The sequence below is a fragment of the Aeromonas cavernicola genome, assembly GCF_002795305.1.
Classification (GTDB): Bacteria; Pseudomonadota; Gammaproteobacteria; order Enterobacterales; family Aeromonadaceae; genus Aeromonas; species Aeromonas cavernicola.
Genome location: NZ_PGGC01000037.1, coordinates 39203 through 54939 on the forward strand (window position 1 = coordinate 39203; position 15737 = coordinate 54939).

The following is a 15737-nucleotide window of genomic DNA, read 5'->3' on the forward strand; positions in this document are numbered from 1 at the left end:
ACATCTTATTTTCGATTCATTTGCCAAACGTAATGCTAATCAATGGCTCAATTACGTCTGTTCTGCGCTGTATCACCCCCATTTCGGGCACCGTTATGGCATACTCGCCGCCTAACTTGGTCCGAGGAGCTTATCGATGAGCAAGTACCACAAAATCTCCCCTCAAACGCAGCAAGACGCGCTCAAGATTGCGCGAGCCAATCAGAAACCTGGCCAGAGTAAAGAGCAGACTCAGCTCATCGCACAGGGTATTCAAAAAGGGATTGATGAATATAAAAAACAGATGAAGGCGCGCGCTCGTGAGGCAAGTCGCCAGAAAAAGTTACAAGCTAAAGCGAAGTCGGCCCCACTCGATGGGGAGATTGACGCGCTCGATGAGCCAGTAGAGGTGCTGGAAGTCACGCGCCAGCATCCGCTGCCCTGGGTTTTGCTGGTACTCAGTTGGCTGGCTGGGGGGCTTTGGCTATGGTTGCAGTGATCAGCGGTTGTTCGGGCGTGAAAGCCGCCGCCGGGCTGGGTGCCTTGGTGATGGTTGCCAATGGTGATGCCACAACTGGGCGTTTAACCCCGATGGGGTGGGATCTTGGTCGTGCGAGCACGGCTTGGTCGTGGTTGTTATGGTCAGGAGCGATGCGATGAATCCAGCCCCTCTTTATTTGCTTGCCCCTTTTATCTGCTGCTTGTTGGCTATGTTGCTGTATCGCATTTCGCCGCTGCAGGCGGTGGCTTCCGGCCATGTTCGTTGGTTTTTGTTGCCGGCGTTTACCTTGTTTATGCTACTGATTGTGATCAATAGCGGGGTTGAACCCTCTTCGCGCGACCCTGTTTTTCATTGGCTAATGCCTGGTTTTGGATTTGCGTTGAGTTTATTGCCCGCCTTACCCAAGGCGTTTGTGCCACGGCTTGCCGTTCATGAAGGCGCGTTTGCCGCACTGGGGTTAATGCTCATGAGCTGGGCCATGGTGTAGTGGGGTGCGCTGGTGCACGCCAAGTGGCTACACAGAGATAGCATCTTCCCATCCCTGTTTTTTACGATAAATGGTAGAGGGACTGATCTCTAGCAGCGCGGCAGCCTTGGGAATGTTGCCATCACAGCGTGCTATCGCGTGCTCTATGACCTCTTTTTCTACTACCCAAAGTGGGCGGATGGCGCTACCTGCACCACATTCAGGCGCATCAGGGGTCGGCGCTGGTGAGGCTGGCGCCGTGCTTGCTAAGAAACGCCCGCCATTGAGGGGAGGGGGCAGAATATCGGTACTGACTAACTCCCGATCATTGAGCACCACAATGTTGCGGATCACGTTTTGTAATTCACGGACGTTGCCAGGCCACGGATAATCGAGCATCACTTGCACCGTCGATGGATCAAAGTCTTTAAAACGCTTGTGCTCTTCTTTGGCATAACTTTGCAATAAGTTGCGCGCCAGCAGCAGGATATCTTCACCGCGCTCGCGCAACGGTGGTAAAGGGAGGGGAATAACGTGGAGACGATAATAAAGATCTTCTCGAAAGCGCCCCGCTTTTACCTCCGCGAGGGGATCTCGGTTGGTTGCACACACGAAGCGAACATCCACCGTTTCGAGCTTGCCGCTTCCCACCCGTTGCAGGGTGCCTGTTTGGATAAATCGCAGTAACTTGCTTTGTAAATCAAGATCCATCTCGCAGATCTCATCCAGAAAAAGGGTGCCACCATCGGCTAGACTGGCCGCGCCCTTGCGGTCGCCATGAGCGCCGGTAAACGATCCTTTGACATGGCCGAAGATCTCACTCTCCATCAGATCATGGGGAATCGCGGCGCAGTTAAGGGCAATAAAGGGCCGCTCTCGACGTGGGCTGCACTGATGGATGGCCTCGGCACAGACCTCTTTACCCGTGCCGCTCTCACCAGTAATAAAGACGGTTGCTTTACTCGGGGCTGCGCTCTCGATGATGCGATAGACCGCTTGCATCGGCATGGATGCACCGATAAAACCAGCAAATGAATGGCGGTCGAAGTTCTCTTTATATTGTGCAACGAGTGAGCTGAGTTGCTGATGTTTCAAGGCATTGCGGACGGTGGCACAGAGTCGTTTGTTATCAAAGGGTTTGGTCAAAAAATCAAAGGCACCTAACCTCATTGCTTCGACCGCAATATCAACGGAGCCATGTGCAGTAATCACCACTACCGCGCAAGGTAACTGCTGTTCGGTGATTTGTTGCAAAATGGTCATGCCCGACATATCGGGCAGTTCGAGATCCAGCAGTACCACGGGGGGAGGGCTTGTCAGTAACTGAGCCAACGCCTGCTGGCCACGGTCAGCGCGTAGCACTTCATAGCCATCTTGGAGCAGGTATTGCTCATAGACAACAGCCAGACTCTGGGTATCTTCTACCAACAGGACCCGCGGTTTGTTTTCAGCCACTGGATTTATCCTTGTATATGATTTTGCACTCTATTTTTTCTATTTAAACATTCAACCCGAACATCTTGGTCACCCTGTTATCCCGCGATTGTAGCCTATACACAAGTAAAAATGGCCTCCTAAGAAGCCAATCGCTGTTTGCGTAAGCGGTGCCCAATTACACCAGTTCACAATACTTGACCTAGTCAATGCCCTGACGCTCGTCCTTGATTGCGGGGTGAGCGTGAGATCAACATGATTGCTGACGGTAGGTAGCCCTGCCACCACCAATAGCAAAATGACCGCCCCCCAGAGCAAGTTAGCGCCTTATTTCCAAGCGAGCGAACTTGAGCCTTCATCGGCGCTTGGGCTAGCGATACCAGAGATAGAGGCAACCCGTCAGGTTATTGAGGTCAAATATGCTTGACCATGAGTGGCAATGTTGAGGGTGGGGCTGGGGCAGGGTAGACGGGCTGCTTCTTCTTATCAGCGAGCGTGCAGCTGGGGTGCACCATGCACCATGTTGCTGACACGGCGAATAACCACGCCTCGTTAACCTTGTCGTATGGCCCGACGCCACCGTCACACCTTGCTACGAGGGGAGCTTGATAGCCATCAGAAACCATCTAAGCGCCACCATGAGAGTCTCATTGCTTGTGACTCACATGATGCTTCAATATGAGCGGCTCGTTGGGTCTAAATACATTTCACCGGTTTGGGCAGGCCTGCAATCTTGGTTGCCTGCTTGGCAGGCCCTTCAGGAAATAGCTTATAGAGATAGCGGCTATTGCCTTTCTCGGGGCCAAACTGTTTTTCCATGGCCTTGACCAGCGCTCTGATCGCGGGTGAGGTGTTAAATTCGAGATAAAAAGCCCGCACAAAACGCACCACTTCCCAATGTGGCGCGTCCAATACTAGGCCTTCTTGTTCTGCCAGCACCAGTGCTAGCGCCTCGTTCCAGTCACTGCTATTGAGCAGATAACCGTTGGCATCGGTCTTGATCCATTGACCATTAAATGCCAGCTGATGTGTGCCAGATTGTTCAGCCATAAGGGCTCCTTACACATGGTCCGATCACGATTGGGCGGGCATGGTAGCGCCTTGGCTGGCTGCCAGCAACCGACTCTCATCCGCCAGGGTAAGCAGTTGATCAGACAGCTCACTAATCAGGTTCAGCTGCTGGGTTAACATTAACTGCTCCTCACTGCTATCGGGGCCTGCGGCACCGATAGCCAAGGGGGGTTGACCGCTGATCACACTAGAGGGATGACCGGCTAAATGGCTTGCTGCTTGCTCTAAGGTATGACAGATGTGATAGCGCACCTCATCCAGCCCCTTGATTGCGATTAACTTGTCACGGTGTGCCCCTAACGCAGAGATGTAGGAGAGCAGGGCATGATTACGCCATGTGAGGGTAAAACAAAGATCAAGGAAGCGCCGCCGTTGCTGTGGTTCCACCAACATGCTCTGCCAAGCAGTGGCAAGCTCACTGTCAGCAAGATGAGCACTTTTACGCGCAACCCGATAATCAATTGACTCGTCACGCTGTGGCTTAAGACGAGCTAGCACGGCGGACAAGTAGCGGGCGTTGGCCGAGAGGGAGTTGGCAATCAAGCTCGGTAGCCGCTTGTATTGCCAGTCTGGCCAGAGCCAGGCAACCAAGGCGTAAGCGATGGCGCAGCCAAGGAGGGTATCCAGTAACCGTGGCCCTAAAATAGCAAACCCGACGCCATCTAATAGGTTGAATGCCATTAGTACGTATAGGGTGATAAAACAGACCGCCGCGCTGTAGTTGCTCCTGACCTGAGTGAAAAACAAGAACGCGGCCAGTCCCATGATCACTAACTGCACATCTAGTGGGGGGGATAACCACAGCACCGGAATACCGACCAATATCCCAACTACCGTCCCGAGCATCCGCTGCACTAGCCGCCGTCGGGTGGCGCTATAACTTGGCTGACAGACAAACAGCAGGGTCAGTAAAATCCAATACCCCTTATCTAAGCTCAATGCCTGCAACAGGCCATAGCCAAGCAGCAGCCCCAAAGAGAGGCGCAGTGCGTGGCGAAACACCATGGAGTGCAAACTAAGATGCTGCTTGAGCTGGGTCAGCAGTGGTAAGCGGGGAGGGCTTGCCAGTTCCGGGAGTGGTAACGGGGATTGCGCCGGGTTTTGTAGCCCTTCGGCACTGGCCAGTAACTGATTGATATTGGCCAGATTACGGCGCAAAAACTTCATCGGTGTCAGCAAGCTTTTCGGGTAGTGCTGTTTGAGATGGGTAAAGGCGAGCTGATCGCCTAATGCCTCTAAGGTCCAGTGAATACGGGTGTTATGAGCATAAGGCTTATGCACTAAGATCGCGTAACCAAGCCGTTGACACGCTTCGGACAGTTGTAAAAACACCTCTTGAAAGCCATCTAATACCATCCCCTGTTTGAGTTCTGCTTCCAATTTGCTGTAGGGGTAATGACTGGAGGTGGCTCGTTCATGGATCTCTAGGGCCAATAGGTAAATGCGTAGTAAGCCGGCCAGCTCGTGGTTAACCCGATGGCGCCGTTGGCCCAAGCGTGCGTTAAGCGCTGATTTAGTGAGACTCAGGGCATTCACCAGATCAATATTCAGTTGCGCCAAGTTGTGGCGAATAGCCTGAGCACCGTGCTCATCAGCCGGAAAGAAACGCGCTTTTTCAAGGAGGTAACGGCCTAGGGCAAAATAGCTCTGAGCCAGCTGCTCATGCAGCGTTTTATAAGGCAGCAGCCAGAGCCAAAGCAGAGAGATTAACCCGTACCAAAGGGCTCCGGCGCTGAGTGCCAGCGGTTGATAGAAAAGATCCGGTGCTTTGGCTGCCCCCAACATGGTGTAGATGGCGCTCAATAAGGCACCAAAACTGATCGTGGCGTAGCGAGGACCAAACGCTCCCACCATGACAAAAATAAAGGTCGAGCTGGCCAGCCCAATTGCAAATAGCCACGGAGTTGGATAGAGGTATTGCACACACAAAGAGGCAAACAGAAAACAGACTAACGTCATGGCGAGGTTTTTCACTCGCCCCCACAGATTGTCATCGGTTTCTGCAATGGCGCCCGCCACCACCCCAAGGGAGAGTAAAACGGTAAGCTGGATATCACCGGTTGCGACAGTAAAGGCAAGTAGGCCAAGCATGGCCAGCAAGACCTTAAGAGCAAAATAGATATGACTATCGGTCAACAGACGGCGCAGTAGACCAGTGAAATCCATCGGCATGGGATAAAAGGCCTCTTGAACTAAACGAAAGCCCAATGGTAACCCGCTGAGTATCAAAATGCCCTGATTTGGATCAGCGTCATGCGGCGTGCGATAGCTCGCATGAACGCGTTGTAAAACCCGATCTCGTCAGTTTTCTCATATTTAGTGAGGTGACGGTAGCGTGATAAATTTTGCCAAATTTACCAATGGTTTTTTGATCGCCATAGGCTGATCTCAGCACAACAGAGAGATAATTGTGCGTCACGCTTTTTAAAATGAGGGTAAGCTAGGCGATAGTCGATATATCCCATCGGACCTTATAATCGGACGTTATAAAAGCATGGAGGCGCTGCGTGGCAACGATATTCTGGGGAGTTAACCTAGGCTACTGGTTAATTGGTATGCATTTTTTCATGCATAATCCCGGCGGCGCAGGACTCTATTTACCATTTAATGCCTGGGGATGGATTTTTGCCTCATTAATGATCTGTTTAGGACTATGGCAAGCAACACTGACACAACGTCTGACATGCACACCATTACAAGTAGGGTTATGGCTTGCAGGGGCGCTCTTATTATTACCCATGTTGTACCCTGGTTTTATGCTTAAGGACTATGCAATACCACGTTTACTCGGTTTATTTTCAGGATTACTGTTTTTATTTAGTCTATATCAGCTTAGATTAAATAGTGCACAGCGTGAACGATGGCTTTATATCATACTAATGGCCGTCTTTATTGAGGCGCTGCTTGGCTTAGTGCAATATTACTTGCTAACAAAAGGGAATTGGATTGGTTATGACAATACCGTCAATCGCCCATATGGTATATTTCAACAACCCAATGTGATGGCTACCTTTATGGCCTCCGGCTTGGCGATGGCCATATTTTTACTGTTACATCAGCCGGTTCATGGGCTACTTCGACTATTTTGTCGGGTTGTGATCATTGCTTGCACGATACTGTTAGTGGTGCTGCAATCTAGAGTTGGCCAATTAGGTGGTCTGTTGGTTATTTTTTTCTTAGCACCACGGCTTTATCAGCAACGGCAATTATGGTCGGTGCTATTGCTACTTCTGCTGGCTATTATCATCGGGCTTGTCTCGCAACATCTCATGGCTGGCGTATCTCGGGGCCTAGAAATTTATCAGTCAGGAGGAATCCGCTTAACCTACTGGTCGTATGCACTCAAATTAATTAGCCAAGCACCATGGAGTGGTTGGGGATACGGTAGTTTTGAATCGGTATTTTTACAGCAATATATGGCAGATAAAATGCTGCAACCTGCCATGGTGCAAATAGAGTACAACCTTGATCATCCTCATAATGAAATTTTATATTGGGGAGTAGAGGGGGGGCTTATCTCCATCATCGGCATTATATTATTTGCAATGATATTATTATGGCGTGTAATGCAACTATCACTACCTAATGCACTGACCCTGCTTGCATTACTGACACCTATTTTACTGCATACCCAAACCGAATATCCTTTTTATCATGCCATCGTAATATGGTGGCTGCTGCTGATTCTTATCTATATTGTAGATTGTGAAGTGGAGGCGACCAAAATAGCATTGGGATATATCGCATCGTGGCGTATTTACCACTACCCGCATGGGTTATTACTACGTTTTATCGCTATTTTTATTCCATTAGGTGTCGTGCCTTTTATGCTAACGGCGATCCATACCGCTTGGATCGTCAACAAATATGAGCGAGGAGGATATCAGGAACCCAGGTTATTACTCGATATTGTCAATCCATTAGCGTGGTTAACCAGAGTGGAATTTAATATCAACTCGATTCGCCTGATGGTGGGTTTACAACATAAAGATAAAAAAGAATTAGAGGCGTATGTTGCCTGGGGCGAAGCGTTTATTCGGCATACACCCCGTGCCACTATCTACGCCAATATGGTGACAGCCTTACATGCCCTAGCAAGGCATCAAGAGGCTAATGAATTGAGGGATAAGGCGTTAATCTTATATCCCACAGACCCTGTGTTAAATGACCCTGGCACGATGGCGGTTAAAACCAGTGTCGATCTAAGGGGGCCTTAACCTTAGAGCTCCCCCATATGAGCGAGGGATGGCGTAGCTTCTGGGATAAGAGCGTCGCCATTGACACGCAAATACTTCACCATGGTCAAGCATACTCGACCAGCCCACTATTCTTCAGCACATTGATAACGTAGTTGGTTACGACATATATGCCAGATGTGTTCTCTGCCAATGCTACTCAAGGGGTTATCGAGTCTGGTTCGTTTGCTACCCCATGGATTGAACCGAGCTTGATGAGAATAATCACTGCATGCAGCAACCCAGCTTACAAATAAGCCATGAGCGCAACGCCCCGCTGCGGTGGGATACGCACCAAAAATCCTTACTCAAAGACAGCCGTCATGCGCATGAGCATCGTTTACTCATCCACCTCAACGCATGTCTGCCAGCGGGTATATTTACTACCATGGTGGCCGATCGTGGCGTGAGCTCCCGAGCCCTTGTCGGGGCAATAGCAGTGGTGCACCTTGCCATGAATGAAGATAAGGATGTGATTGAGTTTATTTTACGCTGGAGGTTGTCTTAGGGGAGTTTGTCGAGGGTAGCCACTTCGACCTGACATTGCAGGGACTATGAGCATGATGCTGGCCATTCATTGGCCATGCCGCAATGGGTTTTTGGTCAGGTGCTTTTAGGGCGGTCAGCGGTATAAAGCGGCTTTCCAAAGAAAGCCGCTGTTAACACTGTTTACAGTTTTATTTCATCAGTTACAGAACGTGAACCGATGCAGTATTGGTGGTGCCACTAGGCACTAGCGCACCAGACACCATCACCACGATGTCGCCTTTCATACCCATCCCAATCTCCAGCGCGGCTTCTTTACCGATGCGATAGAAATCGTCGGTAGAAGCAATGCTATCAACCACATGAGCAACCACACCTTTGGTCAATACCAGCTGAGCAGCGGTCTTTTTGTTGGTAGTGATGGCCAAAATCCAGGCCTTCGGGAAGTATTTGCGGATCGCCTTGGCAGATTTGCCGCCTTCAGTCGCTACTACGATGAGCGGAGCATCAAGCTTCTCGGAGGTCTCTACGGCACCTTTACACACAGCTTCAGTGATCCGCAGCTTGTTGCTGTCGTTAGCAGCAGACAAGTTAGAAGGCATGACGGCGTCAGTACGCTCACAGATGGTGGCCATGATGGTGACAGCTTCCAGCGGGTATTTGCCCTTAGCAGACTCACCAGACAGCATCACAGCGTCAGTGCCATCTAACACAGCGTTAGCCACGTCGCCAGCTTCGGCGCGGGTCGGACGTGGGTTCTTGATCATCGAGTCCAGCATCTGGGTGGCAGTGATAACCACTTTGCGGGCTTTGTTGCACTTGGCGATGATCATCTTCTGGGCAAAAATCACCTCTTCAACTGGGATCTCGACCCCCATGTCGCCACGAGCAACCATGATGCCGTCGGAAACAGCTAAGATGTCGTCGAAGTTATCCAAACCTTCCTGGTTTTCGATCTTGGAGATGATCTGGATGTTCTCACCACCGTGGGCTTTGAGGTGTTCACGAATTTCCAGTACATCTTCTTTCTTACGGATGAAAGAGGCTGCAACAAAATCAACACCTTGCTCGCAACCAAAGATCAAATCGCGCTTATCTTTTTCAGCTAACGCTGGCAACTTGATGGAGACGCCCGGCAGGTTGATACCTTTGTTTTCGCCCAAGTCACCGTTATTTAATACTTTGCAAACTACTTCGCGCTCGGTGATAGCGACTACATCTAGTCCGATCAGGCCATCATCGACTAATACTCGGTTGCCAACTCGTAGGTCATTAGCAAACCCAGGGTAAGTCACTGCCACTTGGTCCTTGTTACCCACCACCGTCTGATCGGTAGTGAACGTGAAAGTTTGGCCAGCAACCAGCGTGACATCATTGCCACCTTCCAGCTTCATGGTGCGGATCTCAGGACCCTTGGTATCCAACAGAATGGCCGCTTGTTGGCCAGTCTCTGCCATCACCGCGCGCAGGTTGCTAATCCGGCCACCATGTTCAGCGTAATCGCCGTGAGAGAAGTTAAGGCGCATGACGTTCATGCCAGCATCGAGCATTTTGGCCAGCATTTCTTTGGATTCGGTCTTAGGACCGATGGTGCAGACGATTTTGGTCTTTTTCATGTCAGTCTTCATGGTTAAGGAGTTTCCGTCGTGCAATATACACCAGTTTTTGGATTCTTTTTATGATCCAGAAACAACGTTTTGGCTCGGTAACGTTTTCTTTTTAGGAATAACGTTTTCTTTATAGGCGTTTTTTCAGTCATAAATGCAGGTTTTTATCATTTTAACCCTCCTCCTCATTACAAGAGGGATGACTCGTGACGGGCAACAGATGTTGTAAAATGACAACTAATAACCCCTGTCATCTTGCTGTCATCTCACCAGATAAAAATATCAGGCCATGATATGCACATTAGGGGCCAACATGACCCATTCGCGCTGGCTAGGTCTTTGGCTGTTGTTGTTGATCGCAACGCTAATAACAGCCCAAATGATACCCACCAATGTATGGCCAGCAAACCACTATTGGCTCAATAGGTTGTAAGTTGTTGATTCGGCTTACTAGCAGCAAATATAGCCAAAACTATCTGGTCCCTTCACGCACCTTGACCCCATCCAGTGCAAGTCATCCCTACGGCCACTATAGCTAGTCTAAACAAAAGCCTATCCAGCAAAATACCGACCTAGATTACCAACCATAGGTTGATAATTTTTATCCAAAAGCAGAGATTGTTAACTCAGTTACAGCAGCAGATAATTCGCCTTTATTTAATCATCTGCACATTATCCTGTGGCTTTCGGTGTTGTCTTATGTCTTCCGCCCCTGTCTGGTTTATTTCTCACGGCGCTCCCGACCTCGTCTTGCGCGATCAAAGTGCTGCCCACTTTTTACGTTCCCTACGTTTGCAAGACGTGAAAGGATTGGTTGTTATTTCAGCTCATTGGTTTAGTCATCGACTCGAGCTTAACGTCGAGCCTAATCCATCATTAATGTATGATTTTTACGGTTTTCCTGAGTCTCTTTACCAAATGCGCTGGCCAGCCAGCAGTCCTCGGTGGCTGCAACAGATGGTCAGTGATCAACTGGTACAGGCGGGGTTAATGGTTGCATCAATACGGCGTGAACTGGATCACGGGGTGTGGTCGCCACTCTCCCTGATAGATCCAGATAGCGAAATCCCGTTAGTCCAGATATCCATCCCCTCGCGCTTTACCCCTCTCGAACTGTGGCAGCTTGGTGAGGCACTTGCTCCGCTACGCAGTCAGGGGGTTGGCATTCTCGCCTCTGGCGCCATCATTCATAACCTGCGTGAGCTGGGCCCGCAGGGATCATCAGTACCACGTTGGGCCAGTCAGTTTGTCAACTGGTTGGAGGGGAAGATGGCGGCAGGAGAGCAAGAGATGTTACTCAACTATCGCAAGATAGCACCGGGAGCGATGGAATCTCACCCTTATGATGATCATCTGCGCCCTCTGTTCGTCGCTCTCGGGGCTGCTGATGGGGTTAGTCCGACCCGATTACACGATAGCTGGGATTGCGGCAGCCTCTATATGGGGGCTTATCGGTTCGACTAAACAGCGCACACTTATCGCGGATAAGCTCCAAGGTGATGAGGGGCGATGTTACGCAAGAGGTGGTCTTAGGGGGCGACCTCGTCGGACGCAGCCATCTTATGTTTACGTTGCTGGAGTGTGCTCTCTCTTAGCATAGTGCCCTCCATTTATTGACCATGCAGCAGTGAGGTCACCCTCTCGGATCGGCATACTGTCGTTGCCTGCAAACCAATACCGACAGGTTTCCCTGTCGGTATTGGCATTTATCGTACGGGCTGCACGCTTACATCACGCCTTGGGTTCGAGCTTGGAGACCCAGTACTTGTTGTAAACATGCACGGTGATCTCTTCCCGATCGTGATAGAGCTGCTTGGCTTGGATCACGAACGCGTTGTCGATCTCCTTGAGCATCTCGCGCAATACCTCGATATTGTGCACCGACTCGGCATACCGCTTCTTCATCGGCAGCTTGAGGTTGAACATCGCCTCTTGACAGTCGCCCTCACGGAACCAGTCCGCAATCATGTGAACGACCCGTGCTGGTTTATCGACCATGTCGCACACCAGCCAGTAGGTGTTCTTCTTGCTCGGCCGCCAGACGAAACCGTCATCCCGGATATGCTTGACCTGGCCGGTATCCATCAGGGATTGGGCCATCATGCCGTTGTCGACCGCCGTGACCATCATGCCACGACGCACCAGCTGATAGGTCCAGCCACCCGGGCAGGCGCCCAGATCCACCGCCTTCATGCCGGAGCACAGACGCACATCCCACTCTTCACGCGGCACGAACACGTAAAACGCCTCTTCCAGCTTGAGGCTGGAGCGGCTCGGCGCATCGGCCGGGAAGCGCAGGCGCGGGATCCCCATGTGGAATCCGGAGTTGTTGAACGAATAGGAGTAACCCAGCAACACGTGGTCATTGGCCAGGAAGAAGGCGTGGAACACCGGACGGTTCGGCGTCTCCTTCTTGGTCAGGATCTCGTTGCTGCGCAGCGCCTGACGAAGCGGCACGGTGAACTTGCGGCAGAAGGCCGACAGCTCTTTCGCTTCGTTGGTATCAGCGGTCTCGACTCGCAAATCGCCACAAATGGTGTATTCGCGAACCGCCTCGATGATGGGGGAGATCCTGTCCGCGACATCCAGATCCTTCAGCTCGTGGGTCACCACCAGCATCTGACGGATGAAGATGAGCTCCCGGAACGGCAGCTTGCGCGCCAGCAGGTCCGCCTGCTCCTCGTCATACAGTTCGAAGATCACATAACCGCTGTCGTCCTTGACCCGGGCGAAACCGTAGCACTGCATGTTACCGGCACGCTCGGTGATCTCTGCCGCCGCCTCTTTCTCAAAACCGGGGCGGCAATAAAGCAGCAGATTATTCATTTTTTCCTCCAAGACGACAGCCAGCCCAGCAGAGGGCCGCCCATCCCAACATAAAACAGAGGCCACCGGCCGGGGTAATCAGCCCCAGCCCCTTGCTGCCAAGCAGCACCATGGCGTAAATACTGCCGCAGAATCCGATGATCCCCAGCACAAAAGCGGTGCCAGCCAGGTGGATCACCTTGCTGTGCACACCACACCAGCCCAGAACCAGCAGGGCCAATGCGTGAAAAAACTGATATTGCACGGCGGTATTGAACGCCGCCAGACGCTCGGGCGTAATGCCGGTCGCCGCCAATCCATGGGCGCCATAAGCCCCCAGCATGGTGGCCGTCAACCCGAAGAGACTGGCCAGTATCAGCCAATGTCGATGGATCTGCATCCTCACTCTCCCTCTCTCATCGCGGCTGGCAACTAGGCCAGTCCACTCTTGCTATCCGTACTGGGCGACAAAGTGGCTGATGGCCGCCGCCGCATGCTGCATATTTTCCTGCTCACTCACGCCACTGGCTTTACGCGGTTTGAAACCATGATCACCATCGGTCAACCAATGGACCGATACGGCGGGTGAGAAGGGGAAATCGGCCAGTTCGGCGCGACTACCGAAGCTATCGCGCTCCCCCTGCAACAGCAGGGTTGGCACTGCAATATGTTTGAGTACCTCGCCTCGCCAACTGTCGGGCTTGGCAGGAGGGCGGAAAGGATACCCGAGAATGAGCAATCCTGCAGCATTCATCTCACCCGCGCCGTCATGATAGAGCTCCGCCGCCATCCGCCCGCCCATCGACTTGCCCGCTAAAAACAGCCGTGGATGAGAAAACGCGCGGATCATGGCGTGCCAATGGGCGAGCAGCACAGGCGCCCTGTCCGGCGGTCGGCGCTTGCCATCCTGTGCCCGCCTGGTCATGTAGGGAAAGTTAAAGCGCACCACTTCGATGTCGGGGCCAGCTAGCAGGCGTGACAGCTCAGCAAGAAAGGCGTGATCCATCCCCGCGCCTGCACCATGGGCCAGCAAAATACGAACGGGGGCATCCACTGCCCCCTCACGGATCACCTCAAGCATCGGCGATCCTGGCCTTGCGGCGTGCCTCTTCCTGCTCCACCAGCGCCAGCATCCAGTCGCGGAAGGCCACTATCTTACCCTGATCCGATTGCAGCTCTTGGCACACCAGATGGAAGGCATTTTTGCTTACCAACACCTGCTCGAACGGGCAGATAAGGCGGCCCGCTTCAATTTCAGGTTGTGCCAGCACGCTGTGACCAAGTGCCACCCCTTGGCCGTGGATCGCCGCTTGGATCACCATGGTCGAGTGGCTGAAGATGGGCCCCTGATTGACGTTGGGGGCATCGATATCGAGCTGGCGGAACCAAGCCTTCCAGTCACGGCGGGAGGTATCGTGCAGCAGGGTATGAAGAGTCAAATCTTGCGGCGTACGCAGCGGTTTGGGCCCGCTCAGCAGCAAGGGGGAACAGACTGGGATCAGGTATTCGGTATGTAGCTTGTCCGAGCGCAGACCCGGCCAGTTACCGCGCCCGTAATAAATGGCCACATCCACATCATCGGTAAGTGATCCCTCGTCCAGATCGACAGCCTTAATTCGTACATCGATATCGGGGTGACGCTCGCTGAATTTGACCAGCCGCGGTACTAGCCACTGGATGGCGAAACTGGGCTGCAGGCTGACAGTCAAGGCCCCCTTGGCACTACGGGCCAGCAGCTTATCGGTCGCCTCAGAAATAGAGGTAAAAATATCTTTGATATCGAGGAAGTAGTTTTGCCCCTCTTCCGTCAGCAATAAAGAACGATTTTTGCGACGAAATAGCTTAATACCAAGATACTCCTCAAGCGCTTTGATTTGATGGCTAATGGCTGCCTGCGTCACAAACAGCTCCTCAGCAGCACGAGTAAAACTTAAGTGACGAGCCGCAGTTTCAAACGCTTTGAGTGCATTAAGCGGCGGTAAACGACGAGACATGACAGCAACCAATGATGAGTTTTTCTAATGACGCGCATTATAATTTGTCGGTTGCAGGTCGACCAGTGAATAAACATAATGCGCCCCGCAACTCGTCGTCATATGACTCATGTCATCGGTCGCTACCGTGTGATGTGTTTCTGGGATGTGTGTTTCATACTCCGAATCGTGGTGTTGTATTCCTGTCATACAGGAAAAAGGTTAAATCGGGATCGATTTAGCCTTCGTCTGTCATCTGAATGTGTTTCGCGCCACCAACGTCAGTGAAGTGGCGCTTTTTTATTTCAGCTAAACGCGAAAATAATGGATTGGAACACCGATTATTTAGCAGGCTGTCTGGTTGTGATTGGAAAAGAGATAACGCTAGGTTGTCAGCCGACAGTTGGTGCGATCATCTGATGACGTTTCGCTCATCAGGTCTCACCTCGCACAAGCATGCTCATATTCGGGATTTGTAGCAGCAAGATATTGAAATAAAAACGGCTTTGTTTGTGATCTGGCTGTACCGCCAAACAAAACCGCCACGCCCGAAGTCATGACGATGATTCATGCCAACTATTCTCTCAATCAACGGCCCGCTCCCGCCGAGATTGAGCCTATTGCCCGTCTCTGTTTCTTTTGCCTGAGTCTGCCCACCATTGGCCAATTTATGAAGACCCAAGTTGAACGAGCGATCGTCTTGTGCATCGGCCAGCAGGTGATTGAGGTTGCCTCGGGGTTTTGCACGCGGTTGCTCTAAGATGATACTGCTTTTGTGATTCGCAACCCTTTGGTTACGCACTTTCCCGCCCAGCAATCATGTGGTTATCGAATGTCATATAAGCATGCCACTGCCCAAGCTGAAAGCCGGTCTGTATACAGTGCTCTGTCGACACGGCGCTAGTTTATTCGTAACCGTTCACCGGCAGGGGCTTGACGCACACAATTCGGCAGGGATGGGGTAATCCGTTTTCTCGATGCAGGCTTTGACGATGGCGCGCAGCCACTCCTGAGGACAACGTCCCAGTCGTTTGGCTGTCTCCACCAACGACAGGATACGCTGGCGAAACAACTCGCCACGATGTGAGCACACGCCGTAGCTTCCTTTGCGCCACAGCATCTCGTCATCCTTGATGAGCCACTCGCAGCGCCCCCGATAGCGCTTCGAGCACAGCAACC

General features: G+C 51.7%; 13 protein-coding genes and 1 pseudogene. 5 read left to right on the plus strand and 9 right to left on the minus strand.

The genetic code is table 11. The features are described 5' to 3' along the window. Positions 1-136: 136 nt before the first annotated feature. Positions 137-478: a DUF2956 domain-containing protein gene (locus CUC53_RS04185; RefSeq protein WP_100292985.1), complete on the plus strand. Its 342-nt coding sequence runs from the start codon at positions 137-139 to the stop codon at positions 476-478. Positions 479-635: 157 nt separating this feature from the next. Then, positions 636-968: a hypothetical protein gene (locus CUC53_RS04190; protein WP_100292986.1), complete on the plus strand. Its 333-nt coding sequence runs from the start codon at positions 636-638 to the stop codon at positions 966-968. A gap of 27 nt (positions 969-995) precedes the next feature. On the opposite strand, the gene CUC53_RS04195 is transcribed toward CUC53_RS04190, so the two are convergent. The 3 genes from CUC53_RS04195 to yccS form a co-directional block, all read right to left on the minus strand. After that, complete coding sequence (locus CUC53_RS04195) at positions 996-2402, minus strand: sigma-54-dependent transcriptional regulator (RefSeq protein ID WP_100292987.1); 1407 nt, start codon at positions 2400-2402, stop codon at positions 996-998. Positions 2403-3077: 675 nt separating this feature from the next. Beyond that, positions 3078-3431: a TusE/DsrC/DsvC family sulfur relay protein gene (locus tag CUC53_RS04200; RefSeq protein ID WP_100292988.1), complete on the minus strand. Its 354-nt coding sequence runs from the start codon at positions 3429-3431 to the stop codon at positions 3078-3080. Between the two features lie 24 nt (positions 3432-3455). After that, positions 3456-5624, minus strand: coding sequence for a YccS family putative transporter (gene yccS / locus CUC53_RS04205; protein ID WP_100292989.1), 2169 nt, complete (start codon positions 5622-5624; stop codon positions 3456-3458). Positions 5625-6007: 383 nt separating this feature from the next. Between yccS and CUC53_RS04210 the strand changes: the two genes are divergently transcribed. Then, the gene (locus CUC53_RS04210; RefSeq protein ID WP_100293002.1) at positions 6008-7669 is read left to right on the plus strand and encodes a PglL family O-oligosaccharyltransferase; all 1662 of its coding nucleotides are present in this window, start codon (positions 6008-6010) and stop codon (positions 7667-7669) included. Between the two features lie 707 nt (positions 7670-8376). On the opposite strand, the gene pykF is transcribed toward CUC53_RS04210, so the two are convergent. Further along, positions 8377-9789, minus strand: a complete 1413-nt coding sequence (gene pykF / locus CUC53_RS04220) for a pyruvate kinase PykF (RefSeq protein ID WP_100292991.1) — start codon at positions 9787-9789, stop codon at positions 8377-8379. Between the two features lie 690 nt (positions 9790-10479). Between pykF and CUC53_RS04225 the strand changes: the two genes are divergently transcribed. Then, entirely contained in the window at positions 10480-11244 is a 765-nt protein-coding gene (locus CUC53_RS04225; protein WP_100292992.1) for a DODA-type extradiol aromatic ring-opening family dioxygenase, read from the plus strand. A 267-nt stretch (positions 11245-11511) separates the two neighbouring features. On the opposite strand, the gene rlmM is transcribed toward CUC53_RS04225, so the two are convergent. From rlmM to CUC53_RS04245, 4 genes are read right to left on the minus strand one after another with little or no spacing between them, the layout of a single operon-like run. Further along, positions 11512-12606, minus strand: coding sequence for a 23S rRNA (cytidine(2498)-2'-O)-methyltransferase RlmM (gene rlmM, locus CUC53_RS04230; RefSeq protein ID WP_100292993.1), 1095 nt, complete (start codon positions 12604-12606; stop codon positions 11512-11514). Then, positions 12599-12985, minus strand: a complete 387-nt coding sequence (locus CUC53_RS04235) for a DUF423 domain-containing protein (protein ID WP_100292994.1) — start codon at positions 12983-12985, stop codon at positions 12599-12601. The genes rlmM and CUC53_RS04235 overlap by 8 nt, the downstream gene beginning before the upstream one ends. Before the next feature lie 51 nt (positions 12986-13036). After that, positions 13037-13666, minus strand: a complete 630-nt coding sequence (locus tag CUC53_RS04240; protein ID WP_100292995.1) for an alpha/beta family hydrolase — start codon at positions 13664-13666, stop codon at positions 13037-13039. Continuing rightward, entirely contained in the window at positions 13659-14579 is a 921-nt protein-coding gene (locus tag CUC53_RS04245; RefSeq protein ID WP_100292996.1) for a transcriptional regulator GcvA, read from the minus strand. The genes CUC53_RS04240 and CUC53_RS04245 overlap by 8 nt, the downstream gene beginning before the upstream one ends. Before the next feature lie 535 nt (positions 14580-15114). Here CUC53_RS04245 and CUC53_RS04250 point away from each other — a divergent pair. Continuing rightward, entirely contained in the window at positions 15115-15318 is a 204-nt protein-coding gene (locus CUC53_RS04250; RefSeq protein ID WP_157798196.1) for a hypothetical protein, read from the plus strand. Positions 15319-15477: 159 nt separating this feature from the next. Here CUC53_RS04250 and CUC53_RS04255 read toward each other — a convergent pair. Next, positions 15478-15737 (minus strand): annotated as a pseudogene (locus CUC53_RS04255) (IS66 family transposase); the annotation flags it as partial.

What these genes read in the sequence shown, in the direction of transcription:
- CUC53_RS04200 (WP_100292988.1), bottom strand. Translation starts at nt 3,431, where the DNA reads ATGGCTGAACAATCTGGCACACATCAGCTGGCATTTAATGGTCAATGG.
- CUC53_RS04250 (WP_157798196.1), top strand. Translation starts at nt 15,115, where the DNA reads ATGACGATGATTCATGCCAACTATTCTCTCAATCAACGGCCCGCTCCC.
- CUC53_RS04190 (WP_100292986.1), top strand. Translation starts at nt 636, where the DNA reads ATGAATCCAGCCCCTCTTTATTTGCTTGCCCCTTTTATCTGCTGCTTG.
- yccS (WP_100292989.1), bottom strand. Translation starts at nt 5,624, where the DNA reads ATGCCGATGGATTTCACTGGTCTACTGCGCCGTCTGTTGACCGATAGT.
- rlmM (WP_100292993.1), bottom strand. Translation starts at nt 12,606, where the DNA reads ATGAATAATCTGCTGCTTTATTGCCGCCCCGGTTTTGAGAAAGAGGCG.
- CUC53_RS04235 (WP_100292994.1), bottom strand. Translation starts at nt 12,985, where the DNA reads ATGCAGATCCATCGACATTGGCTGATACTGGCCAGTCTCTTCGGGTTG.
- CUC53_RS04240 (WP_100292995.1), bottom strand. Translation starts at nt 13,666, where the DNA reads ATGCTTGAGGTGATCCGTGAGGGGGCAGTGGATGCCCCCGTTCGTATT.
- pykF (WP_100292991.1), bottom strand. Translation starts at nt 9,789, where the DNA reads ATGAAAAAGACCAAAATCGTCTGCACCATCGGTCCTAAGACCGAATCC.
- CUC53_RS04245 (WP_100292996.1), bottom strand. Translation starts at nt 14,579, where the DNA reads ATGTCTCGTCGTTTACCGCCGCTTAATGCACTCAAAGCGTTTGAAACT.
- CUC53_RS04225 (WP_100292992.1), top strand. Translation starts at nt 10,480, where the DNA reads ATGTCTTCCGCCCCTGTCTGGTTTATTTCTCACGGCGCTCCCGACCTC.
- CUC53_RS04185 (WP_100292985.1), top strand. Translation starts at nt 137, where the DNA reads ATGAGCAAGTACCACAAAATCTCCCCTCAAACGCAGCAAGACGCGCTC.
- CUC53_RS04210 (WP_100293002.1), top strand. Translation starts at nt 6,008, where the DNA reads ATGCATTTTTTCATGCATAATCCCGGCGGCGCAGGACTCTATTTACCA.